Origin of the sequence: Sphingobium sp. WCS2017Hpa-17 (assembly GCF_031843765.1) — a bacterium.
Classification (GTDB): domain Bacteria; phylum Pseudomonadota; class Alphaproteobacteria; order Sphingomonadales; family Sphingomonadaceae; genus Sphingobium.
On record NZ_JAVTIV010000002.1, the window covers coordinates 412114 to 434993 of the forward strand.

18 protein-coding genes are annotated in these 22880 nt (G+C 62.7%); 8 read left to right on the forward strand and 10 right to left on the reverse strand.

Annotation, left to right across the window (positions count from 1 at the left end; genetic code table 11):
• Window positions 1-62 precede the first annotated feature (62 nt).
• From RQH62_RS06070 to RQH62_RS06085, 4 genes are all read right to left on the reverse strand, one after another.
• Window positions 63-1361, reverse strand: a complete 1299-nt coding sequence (locus RQH62_RS06070) for a carbohydrate porin (protein ID WP_311267847.1) — start codon at window positions 1359-1361, stop codon at window positions 63-65.
• Window positions 1362-1454: 93 nt separating this feature from the next.
• A complete protein-coding gene (locus RQH62_RS06075) occupies window positions 1455-3884 on the reverse strand; it encodes a glucose/quinate/shikimate family membrane-bound PQQ-dependent dehydrogenase (RefSeq protein ID WP_311267848.1) in 2430 nt (809 codons plus the stop codon).
• A 390-nt stretch (window positions 3885-4274) separates the two neighbouring features.
• Window positions 4275-5207, reverse strand: coding sequence for an FAD-binding protein (locus tag RQH62_RS06080; protein ID WP_311267849.1), 933 nt, complete (start codon window positions 5205-5207; stop codon window positions 4275-4277).
• Complete coding sequence (locus tag RQH62_RS06085) at window positions 5204-5953, reverse strand: electron transfer flavoprotein subunit beta/FixA family protein (protein ID WP_311267850.1); 750 nt, start codon at window positions 5951-5953, stop codon at window positions 5204-5206. Before RQH62_RS06085 ends, RQH62_RS06080 begins: the two co-directional genes overlap by 4 nt.
• A 131-nt stretch (window positions 5954-6084) precedes the next feature.
• Here RQH62_RS06085 and RQH62_RS06090 point away from each other — a divergent pair, with 131 nt between their 5' ends.
• Together RQH62_RS06090 and RQH62_RS06095 are read left to right on the forward strand one after the other, a co-directional pair.
• On the forward strand, window positions 6085-6852 hold the full coding sequence (locus tag RQH62_RS06090; RefSeq protein ID WP_311267851.1) for a GntR family transcriptional regulator: 768 nt from the start codon (window positions 6085-6087) through the stop codon (window positions 6850-6852).
• Window positions 6853-6920: 68 nt separating this feature from the next.
• Window positions 6921-8111: a CoA transferase gene (locus RQH62_RS06095; protein WP_311267852.1), complete on the forward strand. Its 1191-nt coding sequence runs from the start codon at window positions 6921-6923 to the stop codon at window positions 8109-8111.
• Window positions 8112-8148: 37 nt separating this feature from the next.
• Here the strand turns inward: RQH62_RS06095 and RQH62_RS06100 are convergent, their stop codons facing one another.
• Window positions 8149-9288 (reverse strand): acyl-CoA dehydrogenase family protein, encoded by a 1140-nt coding sequence (locus tag RQH62_RS06100; protein ID WP_184274578.1) that lies wholly within the window; start codon window positions 9286-9288, stop codon window positions 8149-8151.
• 152 nt (window positions 9289-9440) lie between these two features.
• On the opposite strand from RQH62_RS06100, the gene RQH62_RS06105 reads away from it, so the two are divergent.
• The 4 genes from RQH62_RS06105 (at window position 9441) to RQH62_RS06120 (ending at window position 12357) form a co-directional block, all read left to right on the forward strand.
• Window positions 9441-10673: a LysR family transcriptional regulator gene (locus RQH62_RS06105; RefSeq protein WP_311267853.1), complete on the forward strand. Its 1233-nt coding sequence runs from the start codon at window positions 9441-9443 to the stop codon at window positions 10671-10673.
• A gap of 353 nt (window positions 10674-11026) precedes the next feature.
• Window positions 11027-11938 carry a beta-1,6-N-acetylglucosaminyltransferase gene (locus tag RQH62_RS06110; protein WP_311267854.1) on the forward strand — a complete coding sequence of 304 codons (912 nt, stop codon included), beginning with the start codon at window positions 11027-11029 and terminating at the stop codon, window positions 11936-11938.
• Window positions 11939-11981: 43 nt separating this feature from the next.
• Window positions 11982-12110: a hypothetical protein gene (locus RQH62_RS06115; RefSeq protein WP_269462532.1), complete on the forward strand. Its 129-nt coding sequence runs from the start codon at window positions 11982-11984 to the stop codon at window positions 12108-12110.
• 16 nt (window positions 12111-12126) lie between these two features.
• The gene (locus tag RQH62_RS06120; protein WP_311267855.1) at window positions 12127-12357 is read left to right on the forward strand and encodes a hypothetical protein; all 231 of its coding nucleotides are present in this window, start codon (window positions 12127-12129) and stop codon (window positions 12355-12357) included.
• 94 nt (window positions 12358-12451) lie between these two features.
• Here RQH62_RS06120 and RQH62_RS06125 read toward each other — a convergent pair whose 3' ends face one another.
• The 5 genes from RQH62_RS06125 to RQH62_RS06145 form a co-directional block, all read right to left on the reverse strand.
• Window positions 12452-13939 (reverse strand): aldehyde dehydrogenase family protein, encoded by a 1488-nt coding sequence (locus RQH62_RS06125; protein ID WP_311267856.1) that lies wholly within the window; start codon window positions 13937-13939, stop codon window positions 12452-12454.
• A 19-nt stretch (window positions 13940-13958) separates the two neighbouring features.
• Window positions 13959-15584, reverse strand: a complete 1626-nt coding sequence (locus RQH62_RS06130) for a GMC family oxidoreductase N-terminal domain-containing protein (RefSeq protein ID WP_311267857.1) — start codon at window positions 15582-15584, stop codon at window positions 13959-13961.
• Entirely contained in the window at window positions 15581-16930 is a 1350-nt protein-coding gene (locus RQH62_RS06135) for an MFS transporter (RefSeq protein ID WP_311267858.1), read from the reverse strand. The genes RQH62_RS06130 and RQH62_RS06135 overlap by 4 nt, the downstream gene beginning before the upstream one ends.
• A 74-nt stretch (window positions 16931-17004) precedes the next feature.
• The gene (locus tag RQH62_RS06140; protein WP_311267859.1) at window positions 17005-17937 is read right to left on the reverse strand and encodes a PDR/VanB family oxidoreductase; all 933 of its coding nucleotides are present in this window, start codon (window positions 17935-17937) and stop codon (window positions 17005-17007) included.
• Window positions 17938-18085: 148 nt separating this feature from the next.
• Window positions 18086-19399 carry a Rieske 2Fe-2S domain-containing protein gene (locus RQH62_RS06145; RefSeq protein WP_311267860.1) on the reverse strand — a complete coding sequence of 438 codons (1314 nt, stop codon included), beginning with the start codon at window positions 19397-19399 and terminating at the stop codon, window positions 18086-18088.
• 249 nt (window positions 19400-19648) lie between these two features.
• Between RQH62_RS06145 and RQH62_RS06150 the strand changes: the two genes are divergently transcribed.
• Window positions 19649-21907: a TonB-dependent receptor gene (locus RQH62_RS06150; protein ID WP_311267861.1), complete on the forward strand. Its 2259-nt coding sequence runs from the start codon at window positions 19649-19651 to the stop codon at window positions 21905-21907.
• 67 nt (window positions 21908-21974) lie between these two features.
• Complete coding sequence (locus RQH62_RS06155) at window positions 21975-22754, forward strand: SDR family NAD(P)-dependent oxidoreductase (protein ID WP_311267862.1); 780 nt, start codon at window positions 21975-21977, stop codon at window positions 22752-22754.
• Window positions 22755-22880 lie beyond the last annotated feature (126 nt).

Here is a 22880-nt window from a genome sequence, read left to right on the forward strand (position 1 = left end):
CATTGCAATAAGCCGCGTGCACTCGCAAGCCGAGGCGGCGGGCAAGGTGCATATGGCGCACCTCAAAACTGCATCTTCACCTGGCTGCCCAGCGCCAGCGCGTCATGGGTGCGGCGATAGGCGAAGGCGCTGGGGTCGAGAATATATTGCACGTCCGGCCGGATGCTGAGCCAGCGGCAAAGCTGGATGCCGTAGCTCATCTCGACCGCGGTCTCGCCCGCTGGCAACGCGGCATAGCCACCGGGGATATCCTGAGTATCGGCTTCGGCGCGGCGCAGGCGCGGATTGACCTGCGCATGAACGATGCCGATCGAGATGCTGTCCGCGTCCCGGCCGGCAAAGGTTCCGGTCTTGACCAGGCCGGCGGCATACCAGTGGGTGATCTGGGCCGAGGCCTCTGGATTGGCGGTGAACTGGGCAAAGACCGAGAGGCCGCGATTGCCCGTCCCTTCGCGCAGGATCGTCTGGTCCGCTAGCGCATAGACGCCATAGCGTCCCCGCAACATGCCCTGCTCGCCGCGCCGGGCGGCACGTGACGTGTCATAATAGGCACCGATCTTGTAATGGCCTGGCAGCACGTGGCTGCCCGACGCGATGCCGGGATCATATTCCAGTTCCAGCGGCAGCAGCACGCCGGTCGTGCCGCCGGCAAAAGGACGGAAGGCGTTGTCGGGGGCATTGAGGCGCGGATTGACCTGATAGACGCCAGTGCGCAGCGCGAGATCGGGCCGGATGCGATAGCGCACCGCCGCGCCCCAGCGCGCATTGGGATAATTATACCAGCCGCTATTGCCCGATTCCGACAGCGGATGGGCGCAGAAGGCCGCATTGACGAAATTGCACCCCAGGATCATCCCGCCCAGATCATTGCCCATGGCGAAATAGCCCAGGCGCAGGTTGAGTCGGCCATTGTCGATATTCTGTTCGTAGCTGAGTTCCGACAGGCGCGTATAATTGCCGCCGGCCGCCTCCTGAATCGGCAGGCGATTGCCGACGATATCGGAGGACAGGCCGACGCCGCGCCGGTCGTTGATGGTCACATGCACGATGCCGCCGGACAGGCCGACGATCCGGTCCATGTCGAAATCGAGGCTGGCGCGCAGTTGCTGGGTATAGGCGCTGCTGCGCTGCTGGCCGCCATCGACCGCGGCAAAGGCTTCGCCGACATAGTCCGCGCGGACGGTGACGCCCGCCTGCTTCAGCCGCGTGCGCAGCCTGCCCCAGTCGCCGGTCAGCGTTTCGCGCGGGGCCGCCACCGTCTTTTCCGGCGTAGTCTCCTGCGCATGGGCACTTGCGACCGGCAGCAGGATCAGCAATGCCGTCAGCGGCAGGCGGGCATGAAGGTGAAGACAGTGGGCCAAAGCCCCTCCCTTCCGCGCGGCACATCTGCGCGCGGTGACATGATGGATGACGATAAACAGGCGGAGCGGCGCCGGGGCCGCTCCGCCCATGGCTCAGCGCAGCGTATAGGCGATCACATAATCGCCCCGGTCGGGCGACTGGCGCGCACCGCCCGCCGTCACCACCACATATTGCTTGCCGCTCTTAGGCGACTTGTAGCTCACCGGACCACCCTGGCTGCCGACCGGCAAGCGGGCTTTCCAGACTTCCGCGCCGGTTGCCGCGTTGAAGGCGCGCAGGTAGAAATCCTGCGTGCCGGCGATGAAGACCAGGCCGCCCTGCGTCGCCAGCGTACCGCCCACCGTCGGCATGCCGATCGGGATCGGCAGGCCCATGCGGATGCCCATCGGCCCGGTGTCGCGCACCGTGCCCACCGGTACCTGCCACTTGATGGCCCGGCTCTTGAGGTCGATAGCGGTCAGCGTGCCATAGGGCGGCGCCTGACAGGGAATGCCCAGCGCCGACAGGAAGCGGTCCTTCACCACCGAATAGGGCGTGCCCTTCAGCGGAACGCTACCCATGCCGGTATTGACCGCTTCGCCAGCGCTGCCCGACTGCCCCTTCTGCGCCGCCGTCTGCGGGACCATCTGGACCCACAAGCCAAGCCGCATGTCGTTGACGAAGATGGTGCCGCTGGTCGGATCGGTCGAGATGCCGCCCCAGTTCATGCCACCCAGCGATCCGGGGAAGCTCAGCGACTTGTCGGTGCCGGGTGCGGTATACAGCCCCTCATAACGCATGCCCTTGAAGGCGATGCGGCAGAGCAGCTGGTCGAACGGGGTAGCGCCCCACATATCCGCCTCGGTCAGCGGACCGACGCCGATCTGCGGCATGCCCAGCGACTTGGGCTGGGTCAGGGAATAGGGTTCGTCCGCTATGTTCGCGGGCTTGACCGGCACTTCCTTGACGTCCGTCAGCGGCTTGCCGGTGGCACGGTCGAGCACATAGACCTGCCCCGCCTTGGTGCCGAAGACGAGCGCGGGCACCTTGCGCACCGCATCGACCGGGAAGTCTACGAAGCTCGGCTGCATCGGCAGGTCGAAATCCCACAGATCGTTATGGACTGTCTGGAAATGCCACTTCTCGCGACCGGTGGTGGCGTCGAGCGCCAGCATCGACGCGCCATATTTGTGATCGAGCGCGCTGCGGGTCACGCCATAAAGATCGACCGATGCGCTGCCCACCGGCATGAATACCGTGTTCGACGCCGGATCATAGGACATGGCGGCCCAGACATTCGGGGTCGACCGGGCATAGGTCTTGCCCGCCGGCGGCGCGCCGGTGATCGCCGGATTGCCCGGATCGAAGGCCCAGCGCAGCTTGCCGCTGATGACGTCGAAGCCGCGCATCACGCCGCCCGGCATATCGACCTGCACATTGTCGGCAACGCGGCCACCGACCACGACGGTCGTGCCCGCCAGCGTCGGCGCGGAGGTCAGCTGATATTGGGGATCGGGCGCATTGCCGAGGCCAGCCTTCAGGTCGACCCGGCCATTGGTGCCGAAATCGGCGCAATATTTGCCGGTGTCGGCATCCAGCGCGATCAGTTCGGCATTGATCGTGTTCATCAGGATGCGGCGCTGACAGGCAGCACCGGCCGGCACGGTCGCCGCCGTCACCGGCGTCGCGCCGGGCAGGCTGGGCTGCTGGATCGGCGCACGCGCGTCGAAATAGGCCAGGCCCCGGCAGCGCATCCACACCGACGCCTTGGCATTGACCAGCGTCTTCCACTTTTCGCGACCGGTATCGGCATCGAGCGCGATGACATTATTGTGCGGGGTACAAACGAACAGCGTGTCGCCCACCTGCAACGGCGTATTCTGGTCCTCTGCGCCATTGCCGTCGCTGAGCGCCATGTCGCCGGTGCGATAGGTCCAGGCGACCTTCAGCTTGTTTACATTGTCGCGCGTGATCTGATCTAGCGCAACGAAGCGGCTGCCGCCGGGCGTATTGCCATAGGCGGTCCAGTCCTTCTGCGCCTGCGCCGGATCGACCGGCACCAGCGCGTCTGCCTCACCCGCGAAGGGAACTGTCGGATGCGGCACGAACATGCCGGCTGCCCCGACCGCCGATCCCAGGCCAACCAGTGCGGCCACCAGCAAAGCCGGACGCCAGGCCGGCGCCGAACCATCCCGGCGCCGCAGCAGCGGATAGGACAGCGCCACCACCGTCGCGCCGACGCCGATGGCCAGCAGGCGGGATATGAGCGGCCAGAAGCTGAAGCCCACTTCCCATAAAGCCCAGAGGATGGTCGCCACAAAGGCGGCGCCGAAAACCCAGGCTCCGCTTGCCTTGCGCAACGCGATGAGGATGCCCGCTGCGATCAGCACGATGCCGGCAATCAGGAAATAAGGGCTGCCGTTCAGGCTGACGAGTTTCACCCCGCCAATGGCAAAGAACAATCCCGCGGCGACAATCACCGCCCCCAACAGAAAAAGCCAGCCGCGAACGAACGGCTGACCGTGCATTTTCGTGCCTGACACGCGGCACCTCCTTCATCTCTTATGGTCGTCGGAGAGTGCCGCTCTGAGGTCGATGGGGAGCCGAGTCGCCAGACCGTCGCAGCCACGACGTTGTGTACCATTTAGTACATCGCATCGTCTGTTGCAAGACTGGCTATGTTTCTCGGGCGAGAAACCATGCCCCATCATCGAGCGGTCGCGTGTCTGTTGTGGATTATGGGGGGAAAATGCGCCTTCAGCCGGTCTACCGGAGCCATCGTATCCGCATGGTGTCATTACGCTGGTCGTGATCGATAGGGACCGGATGTGCGGGGTGTGAACGCCATCATGCGGAACGATAGAAAGTAGTAAACAGCGGTGCGATCGAACGGTCTGGCTCTTTGCGTCGGCACAGAGCCAGACCGTGATGACTTACAGCTTTTCAGTAAGCTCCGGCACGATCTTGAACAGATCGCCGACCAGACCGATGTCCGCGACCTGGAAGATCGGCGCATCCTCATCCTTGTTGATGGCGATGATGGTCTTGCTGTCCTTCATGCCCGCCAGATGCTGGATCGCCCCGGAAATGCCGACCGCGACATAGACTTCGGGCGCCACGATCTTGCCGGTCTGACCGACCTGATAGTCGTTGGGGACATAGCCCGCATCCACCGCCGCCCGGCTCGCACCCACGGCAGCACCCAGCTTGTCGGCCAGCGGGAAGATGGTGGCCTCGAACGTCTCGCCGTCCTTCAATGCGCGGCCGCCCGACACGATGATCTTGGCGCTGGTCAGTTCAGGCCGTTCCAGCTTGGCGATCTCGGCGCCGACGAAGGAAGAAAGCCCCTTGTCCCCGGTCGAGGTCACGGCTTCCACGACGCCCGAACCACCCTCGCTCGCCGCCTTTTCAAAAGCGGTGCCGCGCACGGTGATGACCTTCTTGGCGTCCTTCGACTTGACCGTCGCGATGGCGTTCCCGGCATAGATGGGGCGCGTGAACGTGTCTTCGCTCTCCACCGACAGGATATCGCTGATCTGCATGACGTCCAGCAGTGCGGCGACACGCGGCGCGATATTCTTGCCGTTGCTGGTGGCCGGCACGACGAAAGCGTCGTGGCTGGCCATCAGTTCGACGACCAGCGGCGCGACATTTTCCGGCAGCGCATGGCCGAAAGCCGCGTCATCGGCGACATGGACCTTGCCAACACCGGCGATCTTGGCGGCAGCAGCAGCAACGCCATCGACGCCCGAACCTGCAACCAGCAGATGCACTTCGCCCAGCTTGGCTGCGGCGGTCACGGCCGAAAGCATCGCGTCCTTGACCGCGCCGCCTTCATGTTCAACCCAAACAAGAGCCTTCGTCATGCTGCCACTCCCAGAGCCTTGAGCTTTGCCACCAGTTCATCGACATCGGCGACCTTGATGCCGGCCGAGCGCTTGGGCGGTTCGGAAACCTTCAGCGTTTCCAGACGCGCAGCGATGTCCACGCCGTAATCGGCGGGGGTCTTGTTCGCCAGCGGCTTGGCCTTCGCCTTCATGATGTTGGGCAACGACGCATAGCGCGGCTCGTTCAACCGCAGGTCCGTGGTGATGATCGCCGGCGTGTTCAGCTTGACCGTCTCCAGCCCGCCGTCGACTTCGCGCGTCACGCTGACGCTGCCATCGGCAACCTCGACCTTCGACGCGAAGGTGCCCTGCGGCAGATTCAACAGGGCTGCCAGCATCTGGCCCGTCTGGTTGCTGTCGTCGTCGATCGCCTGCTTGCCCAGGATGATCAGGCCAGCGCCTTCCTCTTCCTGCACCTTGGCGAGCAGCTTGGCCACGCCCAGCGGTTCGACTTCGTCATCGGTCTGGATCAGGATCGCTCGGTCGGCACCCATGGCAAGCGCGGTCCGCAGCGTTTCCTGCGCCTTGGCCACGCCGATCGACACCGCCACAACCTCGGTCGCCACGCCCTTTTCCTTCAGGCGGATGGCTTCCTCGATCGCAATCTCGTCGAACGGGTTCATGCTCATCTTGACGTTCGCCAGGTCCACACCCGTCCCGTCCGTTTTCACCCGCGGCTTCACATTATAATCTATAACCCGCTTCACGGGCACAAGGATCTTCATATTCAACATCCTCCATTAATGGTCAGACCATTATAAAGTAGTGGCTTCTTGTCAAGCAGGCTGGTCGAACCATTGCTCGATTGATCGCAGGGAGTTAGCGTTGGCTTTTCCGATCGATAGGTTTGCCCGATATGAGAACGCCGCCTTCCTCACCCAACTTCGCGCCGATCAAGACGCAGCGCGCTTTCGAGGTCATCTGCGAGCAGATTCGCGCCCAACTGGCGGCGGGGACGTTGAAAACCGGTGACAAGTTGCCGGCCGAGCGCGAACTGGCCGCGGAGTTCCAGGTCAGCCGCAGCGCCCTGCGCGAAGCGTTGCGCAGTCTGGAAGTGGCGGGTATCATTCGCAATGTGAAGGGCGTGAAGGGCGGCGCCTTCATCCAGTCTGCCGAACCCGACAGGATTGTTCAGGCGATGCAGGATTATGTGCATCTGGGCAATGTCTCGCTGGACGAATTGACCGAGGCACGATTGGCGACACAGGATATCATCGTCCGCCTCGCCTGCGAGCGCGCGAGTGAATCAGATCTGGCTGAACTGGAGGCGATTGCAGAACGGACGCGGCAGGAAACGAGTGTGGAAGCGCGTTATGAATGCGCCGCAGCTTATTATCGCGTGCTGGCGCGCGCGACCAAGAATCGTATGTTCGGTATCTTCGTGGATTCGCTGTCGGCTATCCTGCATGAGTTTGTCCAGGGGCCCGATTATGAAACGTTGCAGGAGACGCTGATCGACTCTCGTTTCAAGCTGGTCCGGCATTTGCGCATGCGGGATGAGGATGCGGCAGCAGCGGAAATGCGCAAGCATCTGGAGCGCGTGCATCGCCACGTTCGTAAGAATCTCAAGGCGCAGGATGCGCCGGTGAAAGTCGGGAAAGCGCGCGGCAAGGCGGCCGGATGAATTGACCGCTCAGCGGCATCATGCAATAGGTAGGACCATTCAATATTTGGTTCTATCAAGGATGAGGCATGGCTGAAGAACAGGCTGCGGCGAAGGGCGATGCGCTGGCCGGTGTGCGGGTGCTGGATTTCACCAGCGTGATGGCGGGGCCGTTTGCGACGCGGATGCTGGCGGATCTGGGCGCCGACGTCGTGAAGGTGGAATCGCTGGACGGCGATCAGGTACGCGCCCGCCCTCCGGTGCGCGACGGACACAGCGCTTATTTCGGTCATTTGAACGCGGGTAAGCGGTCGATCGCCTGCAATTTAAAATCTCCGGAGATACGAGCGCTGATCCTTGAACTGGTGAAGCGGTTCGATGTGGTGGTCGAAAATTTCCGGCCCGGCGTGATGCAGCGGTTCGGACTGGATTATGCGACGCTGGCCGCCATCAATCCGCGTTTGATCTACTGCTCCATCTCCGGCTATGGGCAGGAGGGGCCGAAGGCGCATCATCCCGCCTATGCGCCGGTGATCCACGCGGCCAGCGGTTTCGACATGGTCAATCTCCATTATCAGGATGGTGCCGATCGCCCCGCAACCGGTGGCGTCTTTGTTGCCGACGTGCTGGGCGGTACCCATGCCTTTGGTGCGATCCAGGCGGCGCTATACCAGCGGGAGAAGACCGGGCAGGGGCAGCATATCGACATGTCGATGCTGGAGGCGATGGTCGGCATGCTGGTTTTCGAAACGCAGGAGGCGCAGTTTCCCGGTGGGGCGCGGCGACCGCTCTATTCGCCGCTGCGGACCGGTGATGGCTTCATCATGGTTGCGCCGACCAGCCCGCGCAATTTCGAGCAGCTGAGCGATGCGGTCGGGCATCCCGAATGGCGCGATGATCCGCGCTTTCGCACCAATGCCGATCGCAACGCGAATTGGGCGACATTGCTGGGCCTGACCGAGCAATGGACCATGGAACGGACATCGGCCGAGGCGGAAGCGGTCTTGTCGCAGCATGGCGTACCGTGCGCACGCTATCGGGGCATGGCGGAGGTGCTGGACGATCCGCAACTCGCCGCGCGGGAAGCCTGGACGACGATCCATGATGGAGCCGGTCCGTTCGTCGTGCCCAATCCGCCATTCCGCATGAGCGGATCGAGGGCGCAGCCGCGCGATCTGGTGGCACAGCTGGGCGAACATGGGGCGTCATTGCTGACGGAGGAATTGGGACTGTCCGATGACGCGGTCGCGCATTTGCGGGCGGCAGGACAATTGATCTGAAAAGAGGGGGAGGGGAATTGCTCCCCTCCCACAGCGTTTAGCGGAGCAATTCCCGCGCGATGGTGTTGCGCTGGATTTCCGAGGAGCCTTCGTAAATCCGGGTGATGCGAATGTCGCGATACAGGCGCTCCACCGCAAAGCCGCGGCAATAGCCGTTGCCGCCGAAAATCTGAACGGCGGTGTCGACGGTGCGGCTGCCCGCTTCGGTTGCGAACAGCTTGGCCATGGACGCCCGTTCGCGGCTCTTGTCGCCCTGATCATAGCGCCAGGCGGCGTCGAGCAGCATCAGGCGGGCGGCGCGCATGTCCGTCGCCATATTGGCGAGATAGTGGCGGATCGCCTGGAATTCGGAGATGACGCCGCCAAAGGCCGGGCGCACCTTCGATTCCTCGATTGCCAGTTCCAGCGCATATTCGCCCATGCCGACCGCCGTGGCGCCGACATTGATGCGACCTTCGTTCAGACCTTCGAGTGCGTAGCGGAAACCCTGGCCCTCTTCGCCGAGCAAGGCGTCGGCGGGCACCTGACATTCGTCGAAGCTGAGTTCGAACACGCCGGGCGAAGCGGTGCCCATCAGTTCGATCGTGCCGGTGACCGAGAAGCCGGGCGTGTCGGCCGGCATCAGGAAAGCGGAGATGCCGTTGCGGGCGCCCGCTGCCTTGTCGGTATAGGCATAGACGATGACATATTTCGCCTTCTTCCCGTTCGAGATGAAGGTTTTGCTGCCATTGATCCGCCAGCCGTCGGCATTGCGGACGGCGGTGGTGCGCATCGAACCCGGATCGGAGCCGCTATTGGGTTCGGTCAGCGCGAAGGCGATCGGGATTTCGCCGGTGGCCATGCCGGGGAGCAGGGCAGCGCGCTGTTCCTCGCTGGCATGATAGATGATGTTCTTTGCCCCCGGCCCCATCAGCGGACGCAGTTCGGTCCAGAACTGGGGCGGAAGGCGGGCGAGTTCGATCTGCACTGCCGCCTGCGCCAGTGCGCCGAGGCCAAGGCCGCCATAGGCTTCGGGCAGGGCCATGCCGAAATAGCCATTATCGACCAGCGTCTGACGCACGATCGGCGGGATGACCCCTGTCTCCTGAAAGGCGACCTCATAAGGCAGCAGGTCGCGGACGATAGTGCGCGTAACGTCGCAGAATTCCTTGATATCGTCGGGTAGTTCGAAATCCACGGGGCTTCCCCTCCTTCATGAGTGAGACAACGAGTTGGACAGCTGAATTGCTTTTTATCCTATAATGGTCCTACCATTTGACAAATGGTCAGTCCATTCAAATTTTCGATCCCGCTGGCGTTCCTGCCGGGACGCATTAGGATGCCGTCACCATGTCCACCGACCCGTTCGACCTCAATCTGCGGCACCTGCGCGCGCTGCTCGCGATCCGGGAACATGGCGGCATCACCGCCGCAGCCGACGCGGTCAGCCTGTCGCAGCCGGCATTGACGCAGGGGCTGGCCAAGCTGGAGCGGCAGTTCGGATATACGCTGTTCGAGCGGCGATCGGGCGGCATGGTCGCGACGCCGATGGGCGAAATCGTGATCGAGCGTGCGCAGGCGGCGTTGGAGCATCTGTCGGTGGGGGCGAAGGGCCTGTCGGCGGTGTTCCTGCATCCCGAGCGCCTGATGACCATGACGCAGTTGCGGGCTTTTCTGGCGCTGGCGGAAGCGGGGAGTTTCGCGTCTGCCGCGCAGGGCACCGGCCTGTCGCAGACGGCGGTGCATCGCGCGGTCGGCGATCTGGAGCAGATGATCGGCGGCAAGCTGGTCGAGCGGCGCGGGCGGGTAGTGTGGCTCAACCCGGCGGGCAAGCGGCTGGCGCGCGGCACGCGGCTGGCGGTAGCGGAGATATCGGCGGCGATCGCGGACCTGGGGCTGGATAGCGGCAGCGGGAGCGAACTGATCGCTTTCGGTGCGCTGCCACTGTCGCGGCCCTATCTGGTGCCGGCCGCCATGGGGCGGTTGACACGGGAGGAGCCGCGCGCGGCCTTCAAGGTGTTGGAGGGAAGCTGGCGCGAACTGGTCGAGCCGCTGCGCGACGGCGTGATCGACATGATCGTTGGCGCTTTGCGGCCTTATGAAATTGCCGACCTTTACCAGATGCCGCTGGTGGAGGATCGGCTGGTGATCGCGGCGGGCAGCGGGCATCCGCTGGCGCAGGTGGCCGCGCCGACCATGGCGCAACTGGCCGCCTATCCCTGGATCGTCGCGCCGGCCAATTCGCCGCTGCGCGAACAATGGCAGCAATTGTTCGCCGACCAGCCGCAACCGCCGACGCCGATCGAATGTGGATCGGTGATGATTATCGGTCGGCTGTTGACCGAGGGGCATTTCCTGACCCTGCTGTCGCCCGATCAGGTGGCGTTGCAGATCCGCAGCGGCTTGCTGACCCAGATCGGCCCGCCGCTGGAAACCAGCCGCCGTCTGGTGGGCATTACAACCCGCCGGAGCTGGCGCCCGACCGCGATCCAACGGCGGTTTCTGGACTTGGTGAAGGATGCGGCGACGCGGCGGGTGGAAGAGGCGGCGGTTGTCGGGTTGCGTGGAGAGGGTTGGGTCTAGGGAAGTGCCGGATTTCGCATCGCGCCAATTCGACAAATATGACAAAAATATCTAATCGAAAAATATCAGAAAAATTATCGGCGTCTACGCAATGCTGGAATTAATTTGAAAATATGCTGCCGATACGGGAGTTTGAAAATCCTAATATCCCGTCGAGAGATATTCTTGTAATTTCGATACGGCATCGCCATATATATGTAGCGCCTTTGCTTTTAGAAAATTGCAACTCTGTCTGGCGTTGTCTCTTCACGATCAGAAATTCATTTGATTGGCTTTCCTGAGGCAGGAGGCAGTTGTCGTCGTTTCCGGGGGTATGGCAGCCGGCGAATGGCGCAGTCGATGAGGCGTGCCCAATGATCGCATATTTTCTTCTCGTCCATCGTTATCCAGAGCAGTTTAAGCGCTTGTTCAAAGCGATCTATCTTCCTGGCAATCAATATGTCGTCCATGTGGACAAGAGTTCGGGTGAAGATCTGGAAAAGGACATTGCGACTTTTCTGGAGCCGTTTCAGGGTGCCGCGCTTCTGGAACCGGAAAATGCGCTATGGGGCGGATATAGCCTGGTCGACGCCGAATTGCGCGGCATGGCCCGGCTTCTTTCCATGGATGCGTCCTGGACCCATTATATCAATCTGTCCGGTCAGGATTTTCCGCTCAAGAGCCAATATTATATCCGTCAGTTTTTTGCCGCCAACCCTGACAAGCAATTTATTCGCGCGCTGGACCAACGCAAGGAACGCCCCGACACGCTGAACCGGATCAGCCATATCTTCACGGAAGACGATGGTGTGATGACGGCAACAGGTGTTGCGCGGCCCTATCTGACGGGCGATACGCCGTTTATCGGTACGCAGTGGAAAGCGGTCACCCGCAGCTTTTGCGAATTTGTCTGCCATGACCCGCAGGCCGATCGCTTCAAGACATTCTACCGTAATAGCTTCATCGCTGACGAGGCCTTTTTTCAGACGGTCATGATGAACAGTTTCGATCAGAGCAGCGTCATGAACGACGATTTGCGGATGATCGATTGGGTGCCCGATGGCGACATCAAGTTGCGCCCGCGCAATTATGAAGTAGCGGATCTAGGCCAGTTGCAACGCAGTAGCGATCTCTTCGCACGGAAGTTCGATGCTGAGGAAGATCCGGACATTCTGCCTCTGCTGGAAAATCATCTGCGGACCCCCGCAGCGAATATCTATCAGGCAACAGGATGTGCGCCCAGAATCCCGGTTCATTCTGTCATGCGGGAAGTCGTGGCGGCATGAAGATCTGCCCTTCCCCTTATCCGTTTTCGAAAAGGACAATAGCATGGCCAAATCACAGAAAAAATCGAACCGCGAAATTCGCAAGCCCAAGGCTGAAAAGCCCAAGAGCAACGCGTCCAAGCCATCGGAAAAGGGCGGCGTCGTGCCGGGACTGGAACATATGAAGCGGTAGGGAAGGAGCAAGGCACATGAGAATTTCAGTGGCGCATTGTCGCGAGCAGGAAGCCCTGCACAGGGGCAAGGCCCTGAGCGAACCTTTGGAAAACCGTCGGAAAATCGCGCTGGCGGCGGCCAAGGCCTGGGAGGTCGAAGCGGTTCTGGCTGAGAAAGTGGCATCAAGAGTGGGGGCACTCAACACACTCGATGCTGCAATCGCGTTGGAGTTTGAACGGGAAACGAAATCGGGAATGGCCGAATAGGGGTTTTGCCGTTCCCAAAAGGAATACCCAGATTTGAAACGGCGTGGGTCGGACCAACTCACCACCGCCGTTTCAAAAATGATCCTGTGCTTCCTTAGTCCAGCTTGATCCACACTGCCTTGGTTTCCAGATAATCCTCGATATGGTGCGGGCCGGATTCCCGGCCGAAACCGCTCATGCCATAGCCGCCGAAGGGGACGCCGGGGTCGAGCATCTGGTAGCAATTGACCCAGACCGATCCGGCTCTGATCCCCCGCGCCATGCGGTGCGCAGTGGCGAGATCGCGTGTCCACACGCCGCTGCCCAGGCCAAAGGGCGTGGCGTTGGCGCGCTCCAGCACTTCCTCGATCGTCTCGAAAGAGAAGGCGGACAGGACTGGGCCGAAAATCTCCTCTCGCGCGATCGTCATGTCGTCGGTCACATTGTCGAAGATGGTGGGGGCAAGGAAATAGCCGTCGTCATAGCCGGTGCCGAAAAGGCGGGTGCCGCCGGCGAGCGCACTGGCGCCTTCCGCCACGGCGCTGTCCATGAAGCCCAATATCTTGTCCATCTGAAGCGCGGAAACGACCGGGCCGACCTGGGTTTCGGGGTTCAGCGGATCGCCGACCTTGATCGTCTTGGTAAAGGCGGCGAGCCGTTCCATGAACTCGGCGCGGATCGAGGATTGGACGAAGAGGCGGGTGCCGGCGGAACAAATCTGGCCAGAATTGGCGAAGACGGCCATGGCGGCGGCGGGCACGGCTTTGTCCAGGTCTGCGTCGGCGAAGACGATGTTCGGGGACTTGCCGCCCAGTTCGACCGTGACCCGCTTCATGGTGGGGGCGGCGGCATGCAGAATCTTTTCGCCCACGCCGGTCGATCCGGTGAAGGCGATCTTGTCGACGCCAGGATGGCTGGAGAGCGCTGCGCCTGCATCGCCCATGCCGGTCAGGATGTTGATGACGCCTTCGGGCACGCCGGCCTCCAGGCAGAGTTCGCCAAAGCGCAGAGCGGAGAGCGGCGTCTGTTCGGCGGGCTTCATGACGAGTGTGCATCCGCTGGCAAGGACCGGGCCGGCCTTCCACACGGACATGCCGATCGGGCCGTTCCAGGGGTTGATCGCAGCAACGACGCCGATCGGTTCCTTCAACGTATGGGACAGGACATCGCCGGGCGCGCTGTTGTCCAGCGTTTCGCCGGCGATCAGCGTCGCCTGCCCCGCATAATAGCGTAGCAGGCTGCCCGCGCGCGCCCTGCCAAGGATGGTGCGGCTATAGGGTGCGCCCAGGTCCAGCGTGTCGAGCATCGCCAGTTCCTCATAATGGGCCTCCACCAGATCGGCGAGGCGCAGCATGATGCGTTGCCGTTCGGCCCCTTTCATGCGGCTCCATGGACCGGTGAGCGCGGCGCGGGCGGCCTTGACCGCGCGGTCGACATCTTCCGCGCCGCCCTGCGCCACCAGCGCCAGCAATTCGCCGGTCGCAGGGTTGCGGGTTTCGAACCGCTTGCCCGACAAGGCCGGCACGCGCTGGCCGCCGATCAGCATATCCTGTTCGGGCCGGTCGAGCAGGGCAGGGCGAGGCGGAATGGTGGTGATGGTCATAAGTCTCTCCGGGCCGGGATCAGGCGGCGATATTGGATCGAAGGGCGTCTTCGAGGATGAAGCGGGCGGCGCGTTCGGCAATCATCATCGTGGGCGCGCTGGTGTTGCCGCTGATGATTTCCGGCATGACCGAGGCATCGACCACGCGCAGGCCGGCGACGCCGCGCACGCGTAGCCGATTGTCGACCACGGCCATGGAGTCGCCGTCCGGCCCCATCTTGCACGTGCCGGTCGGGTGATAGGCAGTGTTGACGATCTTGCGCAGCGCGGCGTCGATTTCGGCATCGCTCTGATGCTGGGCGCCCGGTTCGATTTCGTCACCGGTCATGGCGACCAGCGCGGGCTGGGCGAAAATGCGGCGGGCTTCGCGGAAGCCGGCGATCAGCGTCTTCATGTCATAGGGGTCGGCGAAGAAATTGGGGTCGATGACAGGCTTTTCCTCCGGCCGGTTGCTGGCAAGGCTGACGGAGCCGGCGCTCTTCGGGCGGAGCAGCTGGATCAGCGCCATATAGCCGTGGCGGCGCGGGACGGAGCGGGCGTCGATCTTCAGCCCGACGAGGAAGGTGATCTGGATGTCCGGCCGGCCGCTGCCGTCGGTGCAAAGGAAGCCGCCGCATTCGGCGACATTGGAGGCCAGCATGCCAGTACGGTTGAAGAGGTAGCGGAAGGGGCTGGTGAGGATACGCGGCAGTGCCTTAGGCGAGATGGCGTAGGCTTCACCCGACGGGTTTTCCATCGCGACATGGACGGTCGGATGATCCTGCAAATGCTGGCCGACGCCGGGGAGGTGATGGACGATGTCTATGCCCATGGCGCGCAGATGATCCTGCGGGCCGATGCCCGACAGCATGAGCAATTGCGGTGAATTGGTCGCGCCGGCGCACAGGATGATTTCGCGACGGGCGGTCAGGATGCGGCGGGCGCCGTCCTTCTCGACCTCGATGCCGCTGGCCCGGCCGCGATCGAAGAGGATGCGGCGAACCATGGTTTCGTCGAGAACGCTGAGATTTTCGCGATGGAGCGCGGGGTGGAGGAAGGCGCGGGCGCTGGAGAGGCGGGTGCCGTTGCGCTGGTTGAGGTCGTAGCGGCCGAAGCCATCCTGTCGTTCGCCGGCAAAATCATTGTTGCGATGATGGCCGGCCTGCGCGGCGGCGTCCACGATGGCGGTGGCGATGGGGTTCCAGCTTTTGGGCTTTTCGACGTCCAGTTCGCCGCTCTTGCCGTGCCAGGGCTGGTCGGGGCCGTGATAATTTTCGACCGCCTTGAAGGCGGGAAGGACGTCATCATGGGACCAGCCGGCGTTGCCAGCATCGGCCCAGCCATCATAATCCGCCTTTTGCCCGCGAATATAAACGCCGCCATTGATGGCGCTGCATCCGCCAAACAGCTTGCCGCGCGGGAAGTTGATCTGGCGGTTGTTGACGGCGTCGTTGCCGGCGAGCGACTGTTTCCAGTTATATTTTTCGTGCGGCAGCAGGAAGATATTGCCGACCGGCATCGCGGTCTTGACGTTGACGGGCCAATTGCGGTCGGACGGGCCGGCTTCGATCAGGGCGACGCGGTTGGCCGGGTCGGCGGACAGGCGGTTGGCCATCAGGCTGCCCGCCGAACCGGAACCGATCACGATATAGTCATAGTCGCTCATGCGCGTGCATCCTGTCGGCCGAGGCGGGGGACATGGCCCCGGACGGCGATGAAACCAAGGGCGTTGATCAGCATCAGGGCGGCCAGCACGCCGAAGAAACCCAGATTGCCGCCGCCGATGAGGGTGGCACCGGCGACCGCGCTGACGATTGCGCCGGCGCGGCCTGCGGCGCCCATCAGGCCAAGGCCACGGGCCCGCACGGCGGTCGGGAAGGCGTGGGCGCCGACGGCAAACATGGCCGATTGCGCGGCGCTGGCAAACAGGCCGAGCGCGCCGAGCGCGGCCAGCACCGCCGGCTCGTTGCGTCCGCCGTCGATGGGCAGCAGCGCCAGCAATAGGCAGACGCCCGCGCCGGTGATCGCCATCAGGATCAGCGTGGGGCGCGATCCGAAGCGGATGATCGCAAGGCTGGCGAACATCGCGCCGATCGTGCCGCCCAGATTGAAGCTGGTGAGGCCGAGGCTGGCGGTCTGGAGCCCGAAGCCGGCGCTGAAGAGCATGGTCGGGGCCCAGTTGAACATGAGGTAGATCATGAACATGCCCGAGAACATGGCGAGGCTGAGCGCCAGGCTGTCGCGCAACATGGTGCCTTTCAGCAAGGCGCTGAACGGGGTGTAGGGGGCTTTCCCGTTCACCTTCTCCGCCGGTTGGACGGACGCCGGATCGGGATGGGCGATGCGGCGCAGGATCGCGTCCAACTCCGCGCGACGATCGGGCCGTTCGGCCAGATAACGAGGCGATTCCGGCAGGATGAACCAGAGCAGGGCGACAAAGGCCATGGTGAGCAGGCCGCCCAGATAGAAGAGCCAGCGCCAGCCCAGCACCGGCAGGATTGCGGCGGCCGCGACGCCGCCCAATATGCCGCCGATCGACACGCACACCACGCCGAAGGTGACGGCCACGCTGCGCCAGCGGGCAGGGGTGAATTCCGCGATCATGGCGCTGGCCGTGCCGGGGACGCCGCCAAGGCCCACGCCGGCCAGTGTCTTGAGGACAGCGACATGCCACAGTTCGACGGAAAAGCCGGTGGCGAGGGTTGCCACGCCGAAGATGGCGACGCCGATCAGCAGCGCTCCGCGCCGGCCGAACCGGTCACCGATGAAGCCGGAGGTCAGCGTGCCGATGGCCATGCCGACGAAGCCGAGCGCGAAGACGAAGCCCAGCGCATCCCGGCTGATATTCCATTCTTTCAGCAGGGACGGGGCGGCAAGGCCCAGCATCTGATTGTCCAGACCGTCCAGAACGACGGTCGCGGCAATCATCAGCACAGCCCAGACCTGAAAGGAGGACAGGGGCAATGCGTCCAGCATCCCCTTGCCTTCCGGCTCCAACGCGATCCCTGCCAAACGGCTTCTCCTCAATGGGCTTTTGCCCTGTTATCCGTCATCGCGGCCCTTACCCTTGGGCGGCGTACTTACCCTTATATGTCCAGCACCAGATTGGCGGTCTTGGCGCCGGAACAGCAGACCATGATCAGCTTGTTCGCTGCCTTTTCCTCATCGGTCAGGAAATGGTCGCGATGGTCGGGCACGCCGTCCAGCACCTTCACCTGACAGGTGCCGCAAATCCCTTCCGAACAGGCGAAGCCGATATCGACGCCGGCCATCAGCAGCGCGTCGAGCATCGTTTCGCCTTCTTCGACGGCGATGGTCTTGCCACTCTTGGCGAGTTCCAGCGTGTAGCCGCCTTCGGTCGCCAGCTCGGTTTCGGCCGAGAAATATTCGATATGGGCGTGGCCCTTGGGTCGGTCGGCATTGGTCGCGACGAAGGCGTCCAGCATGCCGGTCGGGCCGCAGCAATAGAGATGCGCGTCGGCCGGTGCGCGGCCACAAATGGCCTTCAGGTCCAGCCGCTGGCCGCCGGGCACGCCATCATAGGCGATTTCGACCTGTCCATATTCCTCAACCCGGTCAATATAGGCGGCGCGATCCGGCGTCGCGGCGACATAATGGAGTTCCCAGCTACGGCCGAGTTTCTCCAGCCGCGCGATCATCGGCAACATGGGGGTGATGCCGATGCCGCCGGCGACCAGCACCGTGTGGCTGGCGTCCTCCACCATCGGGAAGTTGTTCTTCGGCTCCGACATTTCGACGATCTGGCCGACGCGCCATTTCTCGTGAATGTGACGCGATCCGCCGCGACCGTCGATCGCATGATGGACGGCGATTTCATAATAGCCGCGAATGGCGGGATCGTTGACCAGCGAATAGCTGCGCGCCAGCCCCTTTTCGAGTTGGAGGTCGACATGGGCGCCGGGTTCGAACGCGGGCATCATGCCACCGCCGACCGGCTCCAAAATATAGCTGTTGATCCCGTCCGCTTCCCAACGGATGGTTCGGATACGTACCTGCATCACACTCTCCCCTCGGCGCGATGCGTCTCTTGACCCGGCCGGTGCGCGATGGATCGGCGCCCGGTGCGGATCGCAATGCGTCTCGTCACCCTATGTCCCTTCGTTCGGGGCGTGCCGGCACATGGATCGTGCCGGCCGCCGGTCTGGCTCACTCTGCCGCTTCCACCTTTTCGGGCCAGCGCACCGCCTTTGCCAAGGCCGTTTCATAGGCATTTTGCAAGCTGTCGCTGGGGTCGTGCAGGAAAGACCCTGCGCGGGCGCGATAGAAGACGTCCGGATTTTCGATGCCCGGTGGCACCACACCCTTGTTGGCGAAGGCGCGCGCGGCCAGCAGCACGCGGCGGCGGACGCGGGCGATCATCTGGTCGGTCGGCGCCAGATTTTCAAAGCTGTGGTCGGTGATCGGCCCCATGCTTTCGGTCACGGCCTGATCCTGCATCGTGATGTTGGGGATGCCGGTGAACTGATGGCCATTGCGCTGCGATTCCCGGTCGATCGCCCAGTCATTCGCTTCGCTGTCGGTCGAGCGCCAGCGACCAAACCAGTCGGTCGTGTTGGGGGCATAGTTGATCTGGTCGAACAGCGGCGTACCGTCCTTCAACGTAGAATTATAGGCCGGGTTGCCGGCATCCACGCCGCAGGTGATGTCGAACAGCATCGAATGTTCGTCGTCCATCGGCACCCAGGCGCGGGCGATGGCGCGGGTGGCGAAACGGTTGTTGGGCGTCTGCGTCCACATTGGGAACATATAATGGGCGACGCGCCAGCTCATCTGGCCATCGTCATTGGGGCGATAGCCGCCATACATGACGCCCCAGTCGGACTGGGCGACTTCATATTCCGGTGCGCGGTCCAGCACGGTGGGGCGCATCGGATGGTCCGGTTCCAGATCGTCCGCCTCGATCCCGCCGACATGCAGGAAGCCGACATGGCTGGTGTCGATGTCGCCTTCCAGCGCCTGAAGCCAGTTGCAATCGCGTTGTAGGCACCAGATTTCGGCGTCCGGGTGCATCGTCGCCTCGATTTCCGGCAGCGGCGGCGGGTTCGCCTGATCCTGCCCCATATAGACCCAGATCAGGCCGTTGGCCTCATGGGTCTTGTACGCTTTGGCATGGACCTTTTCCTTGAAGTCCATGCGGGCGGGGACGGAGGGCATGTCGACGCACTTGCCGTCCACGTCGAATTTCCAGCCATGATAGACGCAGCGGATGCCGTTCTGCTCGTTGCGACCGATGAAGAGAGAGGCGCAACGGTGCGGACAGCGATGATCCATGATGCCGACGCGACCCGAACTGTCGCGGAAGGCGATCAGCTTTTCGCACAGGATCATCAGCCGGACCGGATCGCCATCGCTCTGCACTTCGGACGACAAGCAGGCCGGCAACCAATATTGCCGCATGAAATTGCCCATCACGGTTCCGGGACCAACTTTGGTCAGGTCTGCGCTATCACTGGACTGCATGGTTCAGGCTCTTCCTACACTACCCTGTTGGACGGTCGGGCCAATCCGGGAAATCCCGCCATTGCCTGCCGTCATTCGTTGCATCTGCTATATCCTCGCTAGACGCTGGCGGACGGTGACCCCAATCGGAATATGGTCGTACCATTCAAAAATCGGGACGAAGCTATTGTGCGGCGGAGAAATTTGCTGCTTCACCCCACTTGCCAAGGCGGCAGGCAAGCCGCTCGCATCCCAGGGGAGACGCTTTTCATGCCGTTCAAAATCCAAACTTCCACCGCCATCGGCGCCGTTCTGGGCGCTTTGATGATCGGCGCCAGCGCGCCGGCCATGGCGCAGGCGGAAGCACCCGCGCCGCAGGAAAGCGCGCCGCAGGAATCGGTCAGCGGGGACATTATCGTAACGGCACAGCGCCGCGAATCGACGGTGCGCGAAGTGCCATTCTCGATCGCGGCCTTTGGTGGCGAGGATCTGCGCAAGACACAGGTGTTCAGCCCCACCGCCCTGACGCAGCAGATGCCGGGCATCACCGTCAACACATCGGACAAGTCGTTGTCGATCGTCGCGATTCGCGGCAATGTGTCGACCTTCCGCACGGCCACGCTGGACACGCCGGTCGCCTATTTCATGGACGACGTCTATTATGTGTTCAACAATGACCTGAACGCCAATTTCTACGACATTCAGCGCGTGGAAGTGCTGCGCGGGCCGCAGGGCACGTTGTTCGGCCGCAACGTGGTGGGTGGCGCGATCGCGGTCATCACCAACAATCCGGAGATGAAGGAAGACTGGTACGGCCAGGTGACGGCAGGCAATGGCGCCTATGTCCGCACCGAAGGCATGGTGAACGGCGTGCTGGTGGACGACAAGCTGGCGTTCCGCGCATCGTTCAGCACGGAAACGTCCAACGGCCTGATCGACACGCCCAACCAGAAGGGCAGCTATGGCAAGACCGACGGCGTCGCGATGCGCGGTAAGCTGCTGTTCCAGCCGACCGATACGCTCAAGATCGTCCTGTCGGGCGACTATAGCTATACCGAGGGTAATGGCGGCGCGATTGGCCTCGGCATTGGCGGGGTGCAGCGCATTCCGGCGACCTTTGGCGATTATGATGACGGCAAATGGACGAACAATGACTTCGCCCGCTCACCCTATCGCCAGCGGCTGCGCGGCGGCTATCTGCGCGGCGATCTGGACGTGCTGGGCGGCACGCTGACTGCGATCACCGGCTATCGCCTGAATGACAGCCATGCGACAAACGACGATGTGCCGGTCGCAACGCAGGTGCCGGTGTTCGACCGCCGGCAGGTGGTGAAGAACAGGAGCTTCACGCAGGAAGTGCGCTTTGCCTCCGCGCCGGGGCGCTTCTCCTATGTGGTGGGCGCTTATTATCTGTCGGCCGACGTATCGACCACCAACATCTTCAATTACAGCCCGCTGCCCGGATCGGCCGTGCCGGCATCCGTCCGCCGGAACCCCGACATCACCAACATCACGCGCGTTCAGGACGGCAATGTCCGCAGTTTTGCGGTGTTCGGCGAAGGCACGTTCGAAGTTACCGACCGGCTCTCGCTGGTCGCGGGCGGCCGCTATACATCGGACCGCAAGAAGATCGACTATCACGCCTTCTCGACCACCGATGCGGGGACGATTCCCGGCTTCGGCTTTCCCGGCGAAGTGCTGGCATCGGGCGGCAAGACCTGGAACGCCTTCACCCCGCGCGTGACGCTGAAATATGAACCGATCGACAATGTGAATCTCTATGCGACCTGGGCGAAGGGCTTCAAGTCGGGCGGGTTCGTCGACAATGCCTATCGCAACCCCACCATTCCGCTGGAGCCGGAAAAGGCGCAGAATTACGAAATAGGCGCCAAGACGCGGCTGTTCAACAACATGCTCGATTTCAACGTCGCACTGTTCAAGCAGAAGACGAAGAATCTCCAGAACTTCTCGGGCGCGGGCGGGATCGCCCATACCTATAACGGCACGCTGGAAATGAAGGGGTGGGAGGTCGAATCCGTGGTCCGGCCTATCGACGGGCTGCGGCTGACCGGCAACTACACGCATCTGATCGGCACCTATACCGATCTGCGCGATCCGCTGGTCAATCTCGACTATTCGGGCAATCCCGCCAAGTTCGCGCCGCGCGACAGCTTTACGCTCGGTGCCAGCTACGACCTGGCAATGGGCAATGGCGCCAAGCTGATACCGCAGGCCGACTTCAACTATTCCAGTCGCATTTCGACGGACGATGCCAACACGCTGCGCCTGTACGAAAATCTGCATAACGATACCAAGGGACGGACGCTGAATGCGCGGCTCAATTATGAGTCCGCCGATGGCCGTTGGACATTGGGCGTCTGGGGCAAGAACCTCACCAACAATTATCAGATCGTCAATGCCGACGACATCACGGCCTTCCTGGCGGTACCGGGTAACGGTACCACCTATTGGAAGATCTTCACCAATACGCCGCGCACCTATGGCCTGACCCTCTCCATCAGGCCGTAAGCCGGAAGGCGTTATAGGGGGGAGGGTGCAGCCTCCCCCTTTTCCAATATCAGGATCAGGACGGATCATGGCCGAAGATTTCGATTTGCCCGCCAACGGCAGTTTTTCCTTTGCAGGGCGCACGGCGCTGATCACCGGCGGCGGGCGCGGCGTGGGGGAAGCGATCGCGCGCGAAATCCATGCCGGGGGTGGGAAGGTGGCAGTGAGCGATGTTGATCTGGCGGTCGCACAGCAGGTGGCAGATTCGCTCGATCCAAGCGGCGCGAGCGCCATCGCCCTGCCGCTCGACGTGCGGGAGAAGGACGGTTTCCTGTCCGCGCGCGACCGGATCATGGCGGACTGGGGCAAGGTCGATATCGTCGTCAACAATGCCGGCTTCGCCAAGCGCACCCCGACGCACGATATCACCCCCGAAGAATTCGATGCGATCGTGCAGATCAACATGCGCAGCGTGTTTCTGAGCTGCCAGATCTTTTCCGAACATATGCGCGAACATGGCTATGGCCGGATCGTCAACATCACCTCGCTGGCCGGGCAGAATGGCGGGACGGTCGCTTCGCCCCATTATGCGGCGTCCAAGGCAGGGGCGATCATGCTGACCAAATATTTCGCGCGCTATCTGGCCGGCACCGGCGTCACCGTAAACGCCATCGCACCCGGTCCGATCGACACCGCCAAGGCGCGGCTGTCCGCCGAACAGATAGCGCGGGTAGAGGGCGAGGTGCCGGTCGGCCGCTTCATGGCGGTGAGCGAGATTGCGGCGGCGGCAGCGCTGCTGGCGTCGGACCGGGGCGGCTTCTTCGTGGGGGCGACGCTGGACATGAATGGCGGCCTGTATCTGCGCTGACGTTAGGGAGGGCGGCCGATCGGTCCGCTAATCTTATCGCTCATCCCGCTTATCTTATGGCATTATCGCATAGCGATTGGCTGAGCCGTCGCGCGCGGCATATTTATGGCACAACAGCAAATGAGG